This window comes from Lysinibacillus composti (genome assembly GCF_016908465.1).
In the GTDB taxonomy this organism is placed as follows: Bacteria; Bacillota; Bacilli; order Bacillales_A; family Planococcaceae; genus Ureibacillus; species Ureibacillus composti_A.
On the sequence record NZ_JAFBDY010000001.1, the window covers coordinates 741,392 to 758,308 of the forward strand.

Sequence of the window (16,917 nt, forward strand, 5' to 3'; positions counted from 1 at the left end):
TTGTCTAGTCTTTATGAAACCTAATTGGACATATATACGTATATGTAAGAAACTGGGGGTGCGAGGCATGAATCGATATTCGATAAATGAATTTATTAAAAATACTGAGCAAGTGGATAAAGGGGAAGGTTTTTTTGAATTAGAAACTCCGCGTTTACTCGAAGTGAATTTGAATGGTCTCGTTTGGGCGAAGGCGGGCTCAATGGTGGCTTATCACGGGAAAATCAAGTTTGAGCGTGAAGGTATTTTAGAACACGGTCTTGGTACAATGTTCAAAAAGGCTTTGACTGGTGAAGGTGCTTCCCTTATGAAAGCTAATGGAGATGGCAAATTATATCTAGCGGACAGTGGTAAAAAAATCATTATTCTCCATTTAGAGAACGAAGCCATTTTTGTTAATGGGAATGACCTACTTGCCTTCGAACCATCAATCAACCACAAAATCAAAATGATGAAAAAAGTTGCAGGAATGATGGCAGGCGGTTTATTTAATATTCGATGTGAGGGAACGGGTTTAATTGCCATTACCTCTCATTATGAACCACTTACATTACGTGTAACACCTGGTAAACCGATCATTACCGATCCTAATGCAACTGTTGCATGGTCTGGAAATCTTCAACCTGAATTCCAAACAGATATCACGCTTAAAACATTCCTAGGAAGAGGTAGTGGTGAATCCATTCAAATGAGATTTGAAGGTGATGGCTTTGTTATCGTCCAACCATTTGAAGAGACTTACTATAAGCAAGCACAAAGTTATGGTGGATAATTAAGGCTGACTCGAGTTGTATAACTAATGTCTTCAAAACTAATAAATAATCCAATTTTACCAGTAAAAATTTTTGACTTTTTTCTTTGAAGGTGCTTACTTGCACATCGAATTACAATCATATAATATAACATTAAAGCTGCGTTGTTCGTATCATATTAAGTTTTAACCTTTAACTGTAAACAGGGAGTTTTATATTGAAGATGGAATGGCGAGCGTCACACTGCGGTGAATGATGATATACAGGATATCTTTTGCGAACACCCACTTTGAGGAGTGGTGGTTTAAAACTTTCTATAATTACTACGGCAAGGCGGCTTTGCCATACATAATGTATAGCAAGGCTTAGAAGGCACTCTTACAAGAAATTGTACGAGTGCCTTTCTTTATGCTTTAGAAGTTGAATGGAATTTTATAGTAATAACCTTGAGTACAAGATATAATGGTGGAAATTGGACATTAAATTTGTTTTAAGGGGGATTTGATATCGTAATTAACAAGGTATTAAAAGTCAATTTATTACTTTTAATTATATGTTCATTTTTAATCGGTTGCTCTCACAATGAACACGATTTGGAGAAAGTGAAAGGTGTTAATGTAACCTATAGTGAGTTATTTAAAACCTTTGATGGGCTTGATGAAAGAAGTAATATTACATACTATAAGCCTTTACCTATGAAGAAATAGAATCCACTTTCCCTATACAAGTTCAGAAGGATATAAATATACTAAGATCCGATCCGTTGCCCTTCGAAGTTGATGAGGAAAAAGCATATCTTGTAACATTTGAAGATGAAGAGGGAGAAGTGAAGAATCAAGTACAGCTAAGCTATCTCAGCAAGTCCGAATATGATAAAGTAGATAATTTTTTTATCATCTCAGTAACAGAAGTTAATGAAAATCCACTTGAAGGATATATTCTTTCGGATGAATATGATACAGTTGGCAACAAATTAAAAAAAGAGATGTTAACAGAAGATTTACCTATTTTCCAACAGGTAATTACTACTAATAGTGCTTTGTTGTATAGATATTATGAATATGATGAGGCCAAGGATCAAGTAGGAGTTGTTGGAACGTCTGCAAATGAGATTTATTCTTATTATAACGGATATGTCTATCACATCGGTTACAATATTGATAGGAAGAAAAATACAGATAAAGTACAAGAAGAAATGCTTAAAATAACCCGTGATTACATATTAGGTAACTAATTGTAATGGTACTATTTAATCCAAGCCAAAACTGACACAACAATCTATTTTGACATTCTTTATTTTATTAAAAAAAGCGATCTTGTGTTGACAGAAGGATCGCTTTAATTTGGTTTTGAATTCTCCAATGCTGTTTTTAAAAAATCAAGATAGATCAGAAGCTCTTCTGGCAAAAATACATCCTTACGTTTGACAAAACCAACTTGAATTAGTTGGTTCTCCTCTAATGGTATCGAGATAATATTGGGATTCATATAATTATTCACGATGCAACCTGTTCCTAGATTATAGCCATTTGTATTTGATAGAAGGTTATTCATAGTCCCTCGATCTGTCACATAGACTAGCTTCTCTATATTATTAACATTGAGTGATTCTTCTGCAAAATGCAAAAGCGTATCATCCTGCTGATAGCTCAAGTAAGGATAATCTCTTAATTTAGCGATGGTTATAGACTGTTCATGAGCTAAAGGATGCTCTTTACGTAAAAAGACGTGCTGCTTTAAAGTGGCAAGAGGCGTGAAAATTAAAGATTTCGAGGTGAAATGACGCTCGAAATATTGTTTATTTAAATTGGTTAAAGTCAAAATTCCAAGAATACTTTTGCTTGTGTACACATCATCAATTACTTCAGTCGACTTGCCTTCACAAATTGCCAGTTCATATTTTCGCTCATTAAAATAATCCATTAAATTTACAACAGCCTCAATTGCAAATCCATAATGTTGTGAAGAAATGGAAAACTTGGTTAGGCCTGTTTTCTTCTCTTTATCAAAATGATGAATGACAGACTCCATTTGCTCCAGAAGCATCTTCGCGTAAAACAATAATTCGGTGCCTTCTTTTGTAAAAACGACCCCTTTGTTCGTGCGATCTAAAATTGTAATCCCTAACTCCGCCTCCAAATCACGGATTGCTTTACTGATACTAGGTTGTGTTACGTAAAGTGCTGCTGCCGCTTTACTAATTGAATTATGTTTAGCGATCTCTACTAGATAGCGAAATTGCTGAAGCGTCATGTCCTCACCATCCCTTATTTAGTCGGGCTTTTTCATCTTGCTATAACTTTAGTCTATAGCAAGCGGTTAAAAAATTCAATTTTACCTTTTCTATGAAGCGTTTTAATATTAAATAGATAAATTAAAACTATACCAAAGAAAGGGAGAAAAATACCATGATTAGAGAAGCAACTCCAAAAGACTTATCCGACATTTTAGAAATCTACAATGATGCTATTCTCCATACAACTGCAGTATACACGTACAAACCCCAAACACTTGAAAGTAGACAAATTTGGTATGAGCAAAAGAAAGAGGAAGGATATCCGATCTTAGTATTTGAGTTAGATGAGAAAGTGGTCGGATTTGCAACGTTTGGCCCTTTTAGAGCTTGGCCAGCCTATAAATATTCAATTGAACATTCTATTTACGTAAATAAGAATTATAGAAAAAAAGGGATAGGGACTGCTTTACTAAAAGAATTAATTTCTATTGCTAGGGAAAGAGAATACATGACTTTAATTGCCGGGATTGATGCTCAAAATGAAAAAAGCATTTATATGCATAAAAACTTTGGCTTTGTATATTCAGGGACTATTAAAAAAGCAGGTTTTAAATTCAATCGTTGGCTTGACTTAGCTTTTTACCAATTAGAATTGAACGGACCTAAACAACCTGTTGAAGAGTAAACCATCCATTTTTATTCTAAAAAATATAACAGTGAAGAAAAAGAGGGGAACCAGAAGTTTTAAAACGACTTTTGGTTCCCCTCTTCTTCATTTATATTATTGTTGGTATTGCTTAAAGAAAGGTACTTTTTTTAGAAGAAGACATACAGGAATCGCAACGATCATTCCTAGAATATTTTGAGTAAGGTCTCCTGGTATGGAAGCTAACGGAGCAATCCAATTTCCATATAGAAACCCTTCTCCAACGTAATAAACAGCAATCATCACAGGAATAGAAACAATCATAGCAATTAAATTAAAGGCAATGCTGTTTCCTTTTCTGTTATTTGACCAAGCAATCTTCCCAACGATGTACCCTTGTAATCCACGAGCCACAATAGTAATTGGTGCCCATACTAGCCAACCGCCAACCATATCAAATAACCCCATTCCGATTGCGCCAGCAAGAGCCCCTTTTTTAGGACCGAACATAATGGATGCAATGAAAAGCATCCCTGTTCCTAGATGGACTAAACCACCTTTTGATAAAATTGGTAGTTTAATATTCAAAAAAACTGTTGAAACGAAAACAAGTGCGACTAACATTGCGGTAATAATTAAATCAAAAGTTTGGCTACGTGTCTTTACAGTTGAATATGTTTGTGTATTTTGCATTTGACTACCTTCCTTACTTATTTGAATTTACCGATAACTTTAGCAAAAGACTGGTATCTATAAAAGTGCCACTTTAAACAAAAAAATAAAGGTCAGTTTTCGGAAGTAGCGTAAAATCTAGAAAAGAGAAGACAAAAAAAGGCCGAACTGTCTTCAGGGATTTTATCCACTCTGAAGTTGTGGTAATATGTAGAAAGTTTATGTTGGATAGATGTAATGGAGGGTATTATGAAAAAAGTCGCTGTAATTCAGGATTTATCATCATTTGGAAAATGTTCATTAACGGCTGCAATCCCAGTTCTTTCGGTAATGGGCGTACAGGCAGTTCCATTACCAACTGCTATATTGACTGCGCAAACTGGATTCTCAAGCTACTTTTGCGAAGATTTTACTTCTAAAATGGATCAGTTCATAGAGGAATGGGACAAACTTAACGTTTCCTTTGACGGAATTCATACAGGCTTCGTTACAGGTCAAGATCAAATTGATAACATTTTTAAATTTCTTGATAAATTCCATACAAAAAAATCAACTTTACTTGTTGACCCGGTGATGGGGGATATTGGAGAAGTCTACAAACTATTTACAGATCAATTATTGGCAAGAATGAAGGAACTTGTAAAGAGTGCGGACGTGATTACACCAAATGTTACGGAGTGTTGTTTGTTAACGGGATTGTCTTATGAAAAGTTACATAGCTATTCAAATGAACATGACTTTCTTAAAGCAGTAGAGGAAGCAGGAAAGACACTTCAGCATGAGACGGGGGCGCAAGTGATTATTACTGGCATAAATCCACCTTCATCAAATCCTGATCAACAAGTGATTGGGAATATGTATTTAGATCAAAGAAAAACATATTATGATGCAATGCAATACAATGGACAAAGTTATTCCGGTACTGGAGACTTATTTGCATCAGTAATTATGGGAAGTATGATGCGCGGTGACAACCTGGAAAAATCCGTTCAGCTCGCTCAAGAGTTTTTAACTGCTGCGATTAATGATACTGCATTGGATCAAATTCCAACCGTAGAAGGCATTAACTTCGAAAAATATTTACGTATGTTATTATAAAAGCTTAAATGCTAGGAATGAAATAGGGTTGTTCAGAAATTTTCTGGGCAACCCCTTTTATTTAGGAAGTTAGAAAAGAGATACCGAAGTAAATAAAATCATTTCTTTTATGCGAATATTTCGTCAAAATAGCCTAGGTTCCTTGACTTCTAAAAAAATCCAAATTAACATATATAGACTAGCATTTTTAATATTTGTAAAATATCTAATCAAAATCAAAAGAATAGAATTTTTACTGTCGTATTCTATATGGAAAAATTAATAGAATTCAATACTGATCAACTCATACTACATACTTCAAAGGTAGGGATTAATGATGGGAATAGTAGAGAATGTGAAAGATAGAATCGCAATACTAGGATGGAGCCAACAAGCAATTGAAGCAATTGGCAAAATGAATCGTCCTTATATAGTCGTAGCACCGTTAGAATTTCAAGCTTATGCCAATGTGTTTGGCATCCCATTTATCCCATGGCAATTTGAGTGGGCTATTGAAGAAGCGCATCAACTCTATGAAACATTGAAACTTTGGAATACTAAATTAGCGATTCCGATTTATGAAGAAACAGTTGAGTGGGCAGGCGCAATAAATGCAAAACTTGAAAACAACCCGCGGCTATTCCAACAATCAATGCTTTTCAGAGACAAAGGGTTAATGAAACGTAAAGCACAATTAGCTGGCATGCGTGTTGGTATATTTGAGGAAGCACAAAATAAACAAGATGTTTATTATTTTTTAAAGAGAATGAATGAAGCGATGCTAAAGGTTAATGGAGAGGTGAACGAACTGATTCATGTTAAGCCTTTTAACAAAGCAGGTACTGTTGGTCATCGAATCATCCAAAGCGCACAAGACATTGAAGCAATTGATGATCAAGAATTCCCTCTGTTGATGGAATCACATTTAAATGGGAAAGAATTTTGTTGTGAAGTTTTTGTTCATAACGGCAAGATTAGATTTTTAAATATTACAGAGTATGTAAAACTAGGCCACTCTAATTTCGTTCCAGCATCTCCATCCCTTGAAAAATGGAGACCAAATGTTACCCGCGAAATAGAGAAACTTGTAGATGCCTTTGAATTCAATTATGGCATCCTACATGCTGAATTTTTTGTGACATCTGATGGGACGTTGAATTTTGGAGAGGTGGGGGCTCGTGTTCCGGGGGGGCATATATTTGAGCATATTGAAAGGGTATATGGCTTTAACCCATTCCAAGGTCAAATACTTTGCAGTGACCCCGATACTACTGATGCAGAATTAGAAGCCTTTTTCCCACAAGAAGTGGTTTCGGCAAAAGGCTACGCAGGAATTATAATGGTCTATCCGCATTTTAATGTGATTAATCAACTCACAATTCCGGAGAAAATGAAAAATCACCCATATTATGTTCGTCATGAGATGTTTAATCCTGACTCACCAATGCAAGTGCCAGTACGGGTAGGAACCGGAAATCATTACGGATCAATTTATTTCTTTGGCCAAGATGCAGATGAAATGTCATATATCTTAAACGAGTATTTATATTACGATTTTTATAAATAAATGATTTGGAATTACTATTTAGCTATAAACAATTGGGGAGCGTTCTTGCAGAAAAGTGAGAACGTCTTTTTATTAATTGCAAAACAAATACGCATGCCTCTATAGAAAACTTTTTATAGGGGCATTATGTTATTGAGACTTGTGCTGATTGCTTTAAATAGATCCTGCTGCTCCTACTTTATGAAGTAGGTTATTAATAAAAAATATTAAACATATAAGGTGAGTGATGATTAGATGAAACCTAGAATTTCGGTCCTTACATTAGGTGTAGATAATTTAGAAAGATCATTAAAATTTTATCGGGATGGACTAGGACTATCTACAGAAGGAATCGTTGGAAAAGAATTTGAGCATGGTGCCGTTGCATTTTTCGATTTACAAGCAGGATTGAAACTGGCAATTTGGAATCGTAAAGACATCGCCCATGATACAAAAATTACTGAAATCACACCAAGTCCTACAGAATTTACGATTGGCCATAATGTTGAAACGAAAGAAGAGGTTGATTTAGTTATAGCACAGGCAGAAAAAGCGGGAGCTGTAATTACAGTTAGACCTCACGGTACCTTTTGGGGTGGATATTCTGGATATTTCCAAGATCCAGATGGACATTTATGGGAAATCGTTTGGAATCCCGATTGGGTGTTTAATGATTAAACGTTATTTAAAAAAATAAGAGGTGGAATAGTTGAACAAAATTTTCGTTTACGGAACATTACGTAACGGGGATGAAAATGCGCATTTATTAAACAATGCGATATGTTTAGATAAGAACTGTTGGACCTATGGCTTATTGTATGACACAGGCTGCGGCTATCCAGCAATTGCTCCTTCGACAACTTACAAAACATACGGTGAGCTTTATTTGGTTTCTGATTATGAATTAAAACTGTTAGATGAATTAGAAGATTATGAGGAAGACGGAACTGACAATTTATACGACCGTGTAGAACAAGAAATTTTCACATCTAATGGTGAGTCAACTACCGCCTATGTGTATGTTGCAAATAAAGAAGAGTTGAAAGTTAAAGATATTCCATCTGGAGATTGGATACAATTCAGGTTGTTATCAAAAAAGTAAGTAATGACGCTTAGTTTGACCAAAAATACATTTCGGTTATAAAAATGCTTTACCTTACCAACAATATTCATGATAGAAAATTTTTTTTATATTTAGGTGTGAAATCATATGGAAATCGAAATCGTACAAAAGAACTTTCAATTCCTTGAACCATTCGAGCCGTTGGAAGAGGTAAAGAATATCATTGTACATCATACATCTCGTGTGAATATGACGGCCGAGCAATGCCATGAGTTTCATCAAAAAGAGCGCGGTTGGAGTGGTATTGGTTATAACTTTTTTATTGAAAAAGATGGGACGATTGTCGAAGGAAGAGGCCATCATGTAGGTGCACATGCTTACGGATTTAACCGAACATCAATAGGAATCTGCATGACGGGAGATTTTGATATTGAGAACCCAACCTATAAACAGTGGACATCGTTTTTGAAATTAAGTGATTATATTATGAAGCAATATCAACTCAGCCCCCACCAAGTCCTTGGACACCGTGAATTAGAAGGGGTTCAAAAAAGCTGCCCTGGGAAGTTAGTTAATTTGAATGAAGTACGCCATCAAATTGCGGAGTACTTACATTAGGAAGCACTTTAAATAGTTCCTTCACGAATGAACTTCATACCTTTGATGAAGTTCATTTTCATCTATAGAACGAACAAATAGAACTTTATAACCCTGATGAAGACCGTTTCACTCGTATCCTCAACAATATTGCGTCTTCATACCCCAATTAAAACTATCTCACCTGTAATAACACAATTCATATCTAAACTAAATGATTTTTGCGAAGAATAGCCTCAAATCGGTTTGTAAAAAAATCGCTTCTATCTATTCACTTCTTATTTATTCCAAAGTAGAAATATTTATCAATTTTCACATTTAGCATTCGACAAAATTCTTCAAAAAATCTATCATTTCGTAAAAAAGTCTATACGAAAAGACTAGTTCTGTGCTAATATGTTCACTATAGAAATACAAATATACATCTAGAACGCACAGATGGGGGAAGTATATGAAAGCGTTATTTAAAAAATGGAATGATATTAGCCTTGTTAAAAGAATCATAGTCGGGCTTGTAATAGGGATTATTTTGGGATTAACGATACCAGAGCAAGCTAGCATTGTATCGATCTTTGGGAAGCTGTTTGTAAGTGCTTTAAAAGCCGTTGCTCCAGTATTAGTTTTAGTATTAGTTATTAATGCGATTGCTGGTCAAAAAAGTGGTAAGAAAACGAATATGAAATCAATTCTTGCACTTTATTTACTTGGGACATTTTCAGCTGGAGTGGTAGCTGCTGTGATGAGTTATATTTTCCCAACAACATTAACTCTGAAAGATTCAGCGACAGATGTAGCACCTCCAAGTGGAGTAGGACAGGTCCTTGAAACACTTCTGTTTAATGTCACAACAAATCCAATTACAGCCGTTGCGGATGCGAATTATATTGGTATTTTAGCTTGGGCAGTTGTTCTAGGCATTACTTTGAAAAAAGCTAGTGAGACAACTAAAACAGTTCTTCAAAATATTTCAGATGCTGTTTCTACAGTTGTACAATGGGTAATTAGTTTAGCACCATTCGGTATCATGGGATTAGTGTTTGATACAATCGCATCAAACGGTTTATCTACTTTAGGGGAATATGGAAGCTTATTATTAGTATTAATTGGTTCGATGTTAATTGTCACATTTGTGGTGAATCCATTATTAGTGTTTATTTGGGCTAGAAGAAATCCATATCCACTTGTTTTCACAAGTATAAAAGAAAGTGGTATTTATGCATTCTTCACACGTAGCTCTGCAGCAAATATTCCGGTAAATATGCGTTTATGTGAAAAATTAGGATTAGATAAGGATACTTATTCCGTTTCTATTCCTCTGGGTGCAACAATTAACATGGAAGGCGCTGCAATTACAATTTCTGTATTATCGCTAGCTGCCGCATTTACACTAGGTATTGAAATTGATTTAATGACTGCCATTATCTTAATGGTAATATCTGCAATTTCTGCAGCAGGGGCATCAGGTGTAGCTGGTGGATCACTATTACTAGTTCCAGTGGCATGTAGTATTCTAGGAATTTCTGATGATATCGCAATGCAAGTAGTAGCAATCGGCTTTATCATCGGTGTAATTCAAGATTCAGCTGAAACAGCATTAAACTCTTCTTCAGACATAGTCTTTACAGCAGCAGCAGATTATGCGAGAGAGCGTAAAGAAGGGCTAAAAGATGCTCATAAAGAAGCTTTAAATCAATAGGCAAAAATAATAAAATGTTTCTCATAAAACTGTCCAATTGTAAAATTTTGGGCAGTTTTAATTTATCTTAAATAAATCACATATTTCCATCATAGATTATCCTAAATAGAATTTCGAAAATTCTGTAAACAATAAAATTTCATCAAGATTGGAGAAATCTAAGATATGGACTAAAAGAAAATGGAAGGGTGATGAATATGAAATGGAATACGACTGAGAAATTAAAGAATTTGCTTTTTGAGCTTGTGAGTTGGGAAAGTGAAACATTAACCGAAGGCGAACAAGAATTTTCAAGAAAGCTCGTTTCAAAGTTACATGAACTATCCTATTTTCAACATCATCCAGAGCATTTGCAAGTAAGTGAAGTCGATTATGATAGACAAGTTGTTTCGGCTCTGTATATGCAAGAGGGAATACGTGATACCGTTGTATTGATTAGTCATTTTGACACTGTCCAATTCGATGAATACGGATCTTTTAAACCTTTGGCAACTAAACCGGAGGAACTGACGAACGCATTTTTAGCAAATCCGAATTTATTAAATGAATCTGCAAGAAAAGATCTTCAATCAGGAGATTATTTATTCGGTCGAGGCGTCATGGACATGAAGATGGGACTATCCCTTCATATGCAATTACTTGAACGGGCAATCGAAGAAGAGTGGCCTATAAATCTACTCTTACTAACTGTACCTGATGAAGAAGTGAACTCAGCTGGTATGCGTCAGGCGGTAAAACATCTTGCTGCATTAAAGGAGGCAAAGGATTTAAACATTGTACTATTTTTAAATAGTGAACCGTCCTTTACACAAGACCCAGATGATACTAGTGAATATATCTATTCAGGAACGATTGGTAAAATCATGCCAGCCGCACTATTCTATGGCAAGGAAACGCATGTAGGAGAACCGTTTAAAGGCATGACAGCTGCGTTTATGAGTGCCTTTTTAACAACTGAAATGGAATGGAGCGAAAAATTCAAAGAAGAACAGTTTGGGGAAACGACACCACTACCCGTTTCTTTACAACTGAAGGATTTGAAGGATCGCTATTCTACTCAAACACCTTATCGAGCGGTTTCTTTATACAATGTATTTTTACTAAAACGAAGTGCAGAAGAAATTATGACCATTTTCGAAGATGTGGCAACTACTGCAATGGCAAAATGTCAGGAACGCTATGAAGAAGTATGTGCTCGCCACGGAGCAAAAGCTGTCGGGAAAATTCGGGTCATACGCTTTGAAGATTTACAAAAATATGCTTTAGAAAAGTTAGGAGTACAAAGCGTTAATGACATTATTAATAGTGTCATCATTAATAATTCCCTTGATGATCGTGAAAAGTCGTTGAAAATTGCCGACCAATTAATGATTAACTGCCAAGAACTAGCCCCAGCTACTGTTTTACTATTTGCACCACCTTATTATCCACCTGCAAATTCTTCAGATGATCCTTTAGTAAAAGGTGCCATCTCTATTTTATTAGACGAAGCAAAGAAATATGACATTCCCCTTGAACAAATTCACTACTTTAACGGCATTTGTGATTTAAGCTACTGTCAATCTAATGAAACGAAAGAATGGCATTCTTATGAACGAAACACACCAGTTTGGGGTAAAACCTATGATATTCCGTTTAAGGACATTGCAAAAATTGGTGCTCCTGTCTTAAATGTTGGTCCATTCGGCAAAGATCCCCATCAAATTTCAGAACGATTGCATAAAAAAAGCGGACTAGAAGAAATGCCAGAACTTCTATATAAGTTGATGCAATATGTAATGACACAAAGGGAAGAGACAAAATTTAGAAAGATTTGATAGGATATATATTTTATTCATGTTTTAAATGTTCATTTCCAATATATTGCCTCGCAAATCTCACAACGATTTGTGGGGTTTTTTGTTGGATGAAAGCGAAATATATGTTAAATAGAGTCAATTACTACTAAGTATGCAATGAGTCCTTTCTCCTATTATTTCCTAAGGAATATTAGGGATTACGTTATATATTTTTGAATGGTTTATAATTTGGAAGATTATTGTTTAATATGAAGGACTTTCAATAAATAAGCTTGAAATAGTTTATTATGGATATAATGAAATTTGGAATAGAATAATCGACTTTATTTTTTGGAGGTCATGATGGGACGAGTACTTCATTTTGAGATTCATGTAAGTGATATGGAAAGAGCTAAAACGTTTTACGGAGAAGTGTTTGGTTGGCAATTTCAAGATTGGACTGAGTATGCGGGGATGCCATACTTTGGAGCAGTTACAGGTGATGACAGTGAGATGGGCATCAATGGCGCCTTAATGCAGCGTCAAGGTCCGGCTCCAGAAGTTGGTCAAAGTTTAAATGGATATGCTTGTACATTGGGCGTTGAAAACTATGATCAAACAGAAGAAAAAATTTTAAGTAATGGTGGTACAGTTGCTTTACCTAAATACGCATTACCAGGAATGGCGTGGCAAGGCTACTATCATGACCCAGAAGGCAATATCTTTGGTATTCATCAACCTGATAAAAGCGCAAAGTAGAATAAACAACTATGGAAACACAACATCAAGAATTTTTGATGTTGTGTTTTTATGTTCATTTAGTCAAGGTCAGTTAGTAAAAGAAAACTCAAGTCATTGGAGGTATATTGATGCGAATTTCTAAAGCTAGATATATTGTGCAAGATGACATCGAGATTGTGACACTCAAACAAATTACGAAGAAGAAGTATGAAGCGATTTACAAAGGGAAACTGTTCTGTCCAACCGAAAATTGCCCGGCAAAAGTTTCATTTTGTAGTGGTAGAAAAAAATATTATAAAACATGGCGTTTCAGTAATCATTCACCTGATTGTATTTATCATCTCGACCGAAGTGGAAGAAGAAGTGTCAAAGGTCTAAATGAATACATGACTATGAACATGGGTTCCAAACGAAAGCAAAATGCATTAATGCGCGCCTATAAATCGATGGTCGATCCTGACTCAATTGAAATATCCGTCCCGACTTCAGTTCAAAAACCAAAGCACAATAAGAGTCCGCAAAAAGATGGAGAGGTTAAAGAACGATCGGTACAAATGAAATTGTTTGGTGGAGAAATGGATGAAGATGGGTCAGTAGTAAAGGGGAAAAAACTGTTATCTCGCTTTGTCAATGAAATTGGTCCATCAGACATGGGACAGCATCGTGTGATTAAAGGAGTAGTTAAGAAGATTGATGTAATTGACACAGTTGCAGAAATACTTGTAGGCTACCATGAGAAAGAAATAAAAGTTATTTTCGAAGAAAGCTTCAAAAAAGATCCATTCAATAAAAGCTACCTAAACAAATTTTGGGCAGTGAAAAAGCTACTTAAAAACGATAAAATTGTCTTTAGCGGAGTAGGAAAAGTCCGACAAGGCCAAGAAAATGAATACGAACTTTCCATCTCATTGGGATCAGATTTTAAGTTAAATGGGGAAGATCTATATAATATTGCCAAGAGGTTAAATGCAAAAGTGTTTATTTAATAGTCCGCTTATTTCATAACTATCTCTATCAATATAGTAAATAAAAGTAAAAGAGTTGCAGATCAGTTATAGATCAGCAGCTCTTTTCAATTTGAAATAAGGCAGTTAATTTCCTACAAAAAATGTATATTTTACTGGAGAGCATGTAATAAATTTAATCTACTTGAACTTGAAAGGATCAGTTTAGTATACGCTACAAATAATAGCATTGGTTCTTATTATAAGACCTATGAAAAAAAGGAATACAAATTATGAAAAATATATATTATACGAATCGCGAAACCTGAGTTATATTGGTTTTTCAAGTTACTTTATATTATTTTATATATGTTTAACTTGACTAATATTATAGAGAAAGCGATTACATATTATGGATTTAATAATTATTCTATTTGCATTAGGTTTATTAATGTTTGCAGCTTTTAAAGGGTTTTCTGTAATCTTAGTTGCACCAATAAGTGCACTCCTTGCCGTTTTTCTAATCGATCCTGGGAATGTACTACCATTCTTTTCAGGTGTTTATATGGAGAAAATGGTAAGTTTCATTAAAAACTATTTCCCTGTATTTTTGCTCGGGGCCATTTTCGGGAAAGTTATTGAACTGTCAGGAATTGCTGATTCAATTGCAAAGACAATTGTTCGTTTAATAGGCGCAAAACAAACGATGTTAACCGTTGTTTTATTAGGTGCCCTTTTAACTTATAGCGGCGTAAGTTCGTTTGTTGCTGTATTTGCAATTTATCCGTTTGCTGTTCAATTATTTAAGCAATCAGATATTCCAAAACGATTAATGCCTGCAACCATTGCACTTGGGGCATTTTCATTTAGTATGGATGCGTTACCAGGAACTCCTCAAATTCAAAATGTTATACCTACTACATTCTTTGGGACAAATATTTATGCAGCACCTAGTCTTGGAATTATTGGTGCAATTTTTGTCTTAGGAGTGGGTTTATCGTATATAGAGTGGAGAAAACGTTCGGCTAAAAGAGCTGGAAAAGGATACTACGGCTTTAATGGGAAGGTTTCAATACAAGAACAGACAGTAAAGGTGTCAGAATCTACTTCAGAAATCAGCGTAAATCAACGTAGTTTTAAAAAAGTTTTAGCATTCGTTCCATTAGCTTTAGTTGCTATTATGAATAACTACTTAACGACAGCAATCCCAACATGGTATCCAAATGGTTTCGATTTTGCATCTATAGGATTACCGGAATATTCAGTCGATGTTGCTTCTAACGCCTCTATTTGGGCAATTGAAATGGCACTAGTTGTAGGGATTATTGCAGCATTTGCATACGATTTTAAAGGTGTCACAAAAAATATAAAAGAAGGCATTAATAATAGTATAGGTGGTTCGTTACTTGCCATTGTGAACACTGGTTCTGAATATGGATTTGGTGGAGTAATTGCAGCACTTCCAGGGTTTTCAACTATTAGCAGCAGTATTTCAGGTACCTTTACAAATCCACTTGTTAATGGAGCTGTAACAACTAGTATATTAGCTGGGGTAACTGGATCAGCTTCTGGAGGAATGGGAATTGCTTTAGGGGCAATGGGTGAACACTTAAACCGTGCAATTGCAGCGGCGAATATTCCACCCGAGGTCATGCACCGTGTGGTAGCCATGGCATCAGGTGGTATGGATACTTTACCTCACAATGGCGCAGTCATAACGCTTCTGGCTGTAACAGGACTAACACACAAACAATCATATGGTGATATATTTGCCATTACAATCATTAAAACATTAGCAGTGTTTGTTGTAATAGCTCTTTATACTTGGTTTGGAATTATTTAAACCACTTACCAAATGAAAAAAGTGGAAACTAAATGACGAAAGTCGGGCACTCTGATCGAGTGCTTTTTTATTTAGGAAAGTTTACCCCTGAATTTGTTTGCTGTTTGATAGTTTCATCAATTTACTATAAGAATAGTAATTTTCTTACACAAAAAATGCGTATTCCATTTTTCATGTTGAATACGCTAAAAATACTTTTTTAGTTTTCATGTGCTTACATTTTATCTTGGATTTCTGCTTTCATTGCTTCTGTTGCTTTATTTAATCATCTATCCGTTTTTCACTCATCAGTTTACTGATCGTTCCAAGTTTCAGGCCTTTTTCTTTAATACCAGATATCATAGCATCTAGCCCTTCTGCTACGGGTTTTGTAGGGTGCATAAGAACAATTGAACCGTTATCAACATTAGAAACGATGCGATTTACCATTTCAGAAGTTTCTGGTTTTTTCCAATCTACCGTATCCACCGTCCATAATATGGTTTTCATGTTTAGCTGGTGGGCTACATTCACTGTTGTTTGATTAAAACTCCCACTAGGTGGTCCAAACCACTTAGGTGTTAGTCCAAGCGTTTCTTGAATAACATCATTCGTTTTTTTCAATTCGTCCATAGTTTCTGCCTCAGAACGCTTTTGAAGATCAGGATGACTATAAGCATGGTTTCCTATTTCATGACCTTCCTTATAGATCATCTTGGCAAGTTCAGGGTTCTTTTTTACCCAGCTGCCATCAAAGGAGAAAGTTGCTTTGACTTTATGATCTTTTAACGCTTTCAAAATTGGTGGGATAAATTCGTTCCCCCACGCAACATTAATAAGCAAAGTCACCATAGGTTTTTGCGGATTACCCCTGTAAATTGGTTGAGGGTCTAAATCTTCTAAATGGACTTTAGGAGAAATTTCTTTATAAATAATCTTATTTTCATCAAACTTGCCCTTTGCTTTCATTTTACTCAAACTCGCTTCAATATCTACACGCAATCCATTGTATCCGGGGATTGCCTTCCACACCTTATCAACTTTTGCATCAATAGGTTCAATTTCATTTTGTTTACCAAATTCCTCAATTTGTTGGCGAAGACTATCGATTTCTTCCTTTTTGGTAATTAGCTTTGAATTACTATCAGAATCGTTAAACGCCGCATTGTATGAAATAGGAAAGCTTCCGCATACTAATATCAATACAATCGCAAACAATAAGGAGAGCATGAAATACTTTCTCCCTAGTCTCCATCTTTGCTGTAAATGCCCAATAGCTTTTGACATCATCAGTCCTCCATGATTGAAATGATAGTAATAAGGTTCCCATTCGTCGAAGGACTATAC

At 35.3% G+C, this 16,917-nt stretch carries 16 protein-coding genes and 1 other RNA gene; 14 read left to right on the top strand and 3 right to left on the bottom strand.

Features of this window, described 5'->3' with window-relative positions; all coding sequences use genetic code 11:
* The first annotated feature begins 67 nt into the window (after positions 1 to 67).
* From JOD29_RS03655 to JOD29_RS03665, 3 genes are all read left to right on the top strand, one after another.
* On the top strand, positions 68 to 772 hold the full coding sequence (locus tag JOD29_RS03655; protein ID WP_124766551.1) for an AIM24 family protein: 705 nt from the start codon (positions 68 to 70) through the stop codon (positions 770 to 772).
* Positions 773 to 905: 133 nt separating this feature from the next.
* Positions 906 to 1,096: non-coding RNA, 6S RNA (gene ssrS / locus JOD29_RS03660), on the top strand.
* A gap of 419 nt (positions 1,097 to 1,515) precedes the next feature.
* On the top strand, positions 1,516 to 1,986 hold the full coding sequence (locus JOD29_RS03665) for a hypothetical protein (protein WP_124766550.1): 471 nt from the start codon (positions 1,516 to 1,518) through the stop codon (positions 1,984 to 1,986).
* Between the two features lie 104 nt (positions 1,987 to 2,090).
* Here JOD29_RS03665 and JOD29_RS03670 read toward each other — a convergent pair whose 3' ends face one another.
* Positions 2,091 to 3,005 (bottom strand): LysR family transcriptional regulator, encoded by a 915-nt coding sequence (locus tag JOD29_RS03670; protein ID WP_124766549.1) that lies wholly within the window; start codon positions 3,003 to 3,005, stop codon positions 2,091 to 2,093.
* A gap of 155 nt (positions 3,006 to 3,160) precedes the next feature.
* Here JOD29_RS03670 and JOD29_RS03675 point away from each other — a divergent pair, with 155 nt between their 5' ends.
* The gene (locus tag JOD29_RS03675) at positions 3,161 to 3,673 is read left to right on the top strand and encodes a GNAT family N-acetyltransferase (protein ID WP_124766548.1); all 513 of its coding nucleotides are present in this window, start codon (positions 3,161 to 3,163) and stop codon (positions 3,671 to 3,673) included.
* Between the two features lie 96 nt (positions 3,674 to 3,769).
* On the opposite strand, the gene JOD29_RS03680 is transcribed toward JOD29_RS03675, so the two are convergent.
* Entirely contained in the window at positions 3,770 to 4,327 is a 558-nt protein-coding gene (locus JOD29_RS03680; protein ID WP_124766547.1) for an ECF transporter S component, read from the bottom strand.
* A 228-nt stretch (positions 4,328 to 4,555) separates the two neighbouring features.
* On the opposite strand from JOD29_RS03680, the gene JOD29_RS03685 reads away from it, so the two are divergent.
* The 10 genes from JOD29_RS03685 to JOD29_RS03730 all read left to right on the top strand — a co-directional run bounded on the left by JOD29_RS03685 (position 4,556) and on the right by JOD29_RS03730 (position 15,591).
* Positions 4,556 to 5,404, top strand: a complete 849-nt coding sequence (locus tag JOD29_RS03685) for a pyridoxamine kinase (RefSeq protein WP_124766546.1) — start codon at positions 4,556 to 4,558, stop codon at positions 5,402 to 5,404.
* Positions 5,405 to 5,717: 313 nt separating this feature from the next.
* On the top strand, positions 5,718 to 6,950 hold the full coding sequence (locus JOD29_RS03690; RefSeq protein ID WP_124766545.1) for an ATP-grasp domain-containing protein: 1,233 nt from the start codon (positions 5,718 to 5,720) through the stop codon (positions 6,948 to 6,950).
* 234 nt (positions 6,951 to 7,184) lie between these two features.
* Positions 7,185 to 7,607: a VOC family protein gene (locus tag JOD29_RS03695; RefSeq protein WP_124766544.1), complete on the top strand. Its 423-nt coding sequence runs from the start codon at positions 7,185 to 7,187 to the stop codon at positions 7,605 to 7,607.
* Positions 7,608 to 7,638: 31 nt separating this feature from the next.
* Positions 7,639 to 8,031, top strand: coding sequence for a gamma-glutamylcyclotransferase family protein (locus tag JOD29_RS03700; protein ID WP_124766543.1), 393 nt, complete (start codon positions 7,639 to 7,641; stop codon positions 8,029 to 8,031).
* A gap of 108 nt (positions 8,032 to 8,139) precedes the next feature.
* Positions 8,140 to 8,610, top strand: a complete 471-nt coding sequence (locus tag JOD29_RS03705) for a peptidoglycan recognition protein family protein (RefSeq protein WP_124766542.1) — start codon at positions 8,140 to 8,142, stop codon at positions 8,608 to 8,610.
* A 430-nt stretch (positions 8,611 to 9,040) separates the two neighbouring features.
* Positions 9,041 to 10,285: a serine/threonine transporter SstT gene (gene sstT, locus JOD29_RS03710; RefSeq protein ID WP_124766541.1), complete on the top strand. Its 1,245-nt coding sequence runs from the start codon at positions 9,041 to 9,043 to the stop codon at positions 10,283 to 10,285.
* Positions 10,286 to 10,482: 197 nt separating this feature from the next.
* Complete coding sequence (locus JOD29_RS03715; protein ID WP_239585524.1) at positions 10,483 to 12,102, top strand: M20/M25/M40 family metallo-hydrolase; 1,620 nt, start codon at positions 10,483 to 10,485, stop codon at positions 12,100 to 12,102.
* A 324-nt stretch (positions 12,103 to 12,426) separates the two neighbouring features.
* Positions 12,427 to 12,822, top strand: coding sequence for a VOC family protein (locus JOD29_RS03720; RefSeq protein WP_124766539.1), 396 nt, complete (start codon positions 12,427 to 12,429; stop codon positions 12,820 to 12,822).
* 110 nt (positions 12,823 to 12,932) lie between these two features.
* Positions 12,933 to 13,790 (top strand): hypothetical protein, encoded by an 858-nt coding sequence (locus tag JOD29_RS03725; protein ID WP_124766538.1) that lies wholly within the window; start codon positions 12,933 to 12,935, stop codon positions 13,788 to 13,790.
* 370 nt (positions 13,791 to 14,160) lie between these two features.
* On the top strand, positions 14,161 to 15,591 hold the full coding sequence (locus tag JOD29_RS03730) for a GntP family permease (RefSeq protein WP_205101623.1): 1,431 nt from the start codon (positions 14,161 to 14,163) through the stop codon (positions 15,589 to 15,591).
* A 261-nt stretch (positions 15,592 to 15,852) separates the two neighbouring features.
* Here JOD29_RS03730 and JOD29_RS03735 read toward each other — a convergent pair whose 3' ends face one another.
* Positions 15,853 to 16,857: a polysaccharide deacetylase family protein gene (locus JOD29_RS03735; protein WP_239585525.1), complete on the bottom strand. Its 1,005-nt coding sequence runs from the start codon at positions 16,855 to 16,857 to the stop codon at positions 15,853 to 15,855.
* Positions 16,858 to 16,917 lie beyond the last annotated feature (60 nt).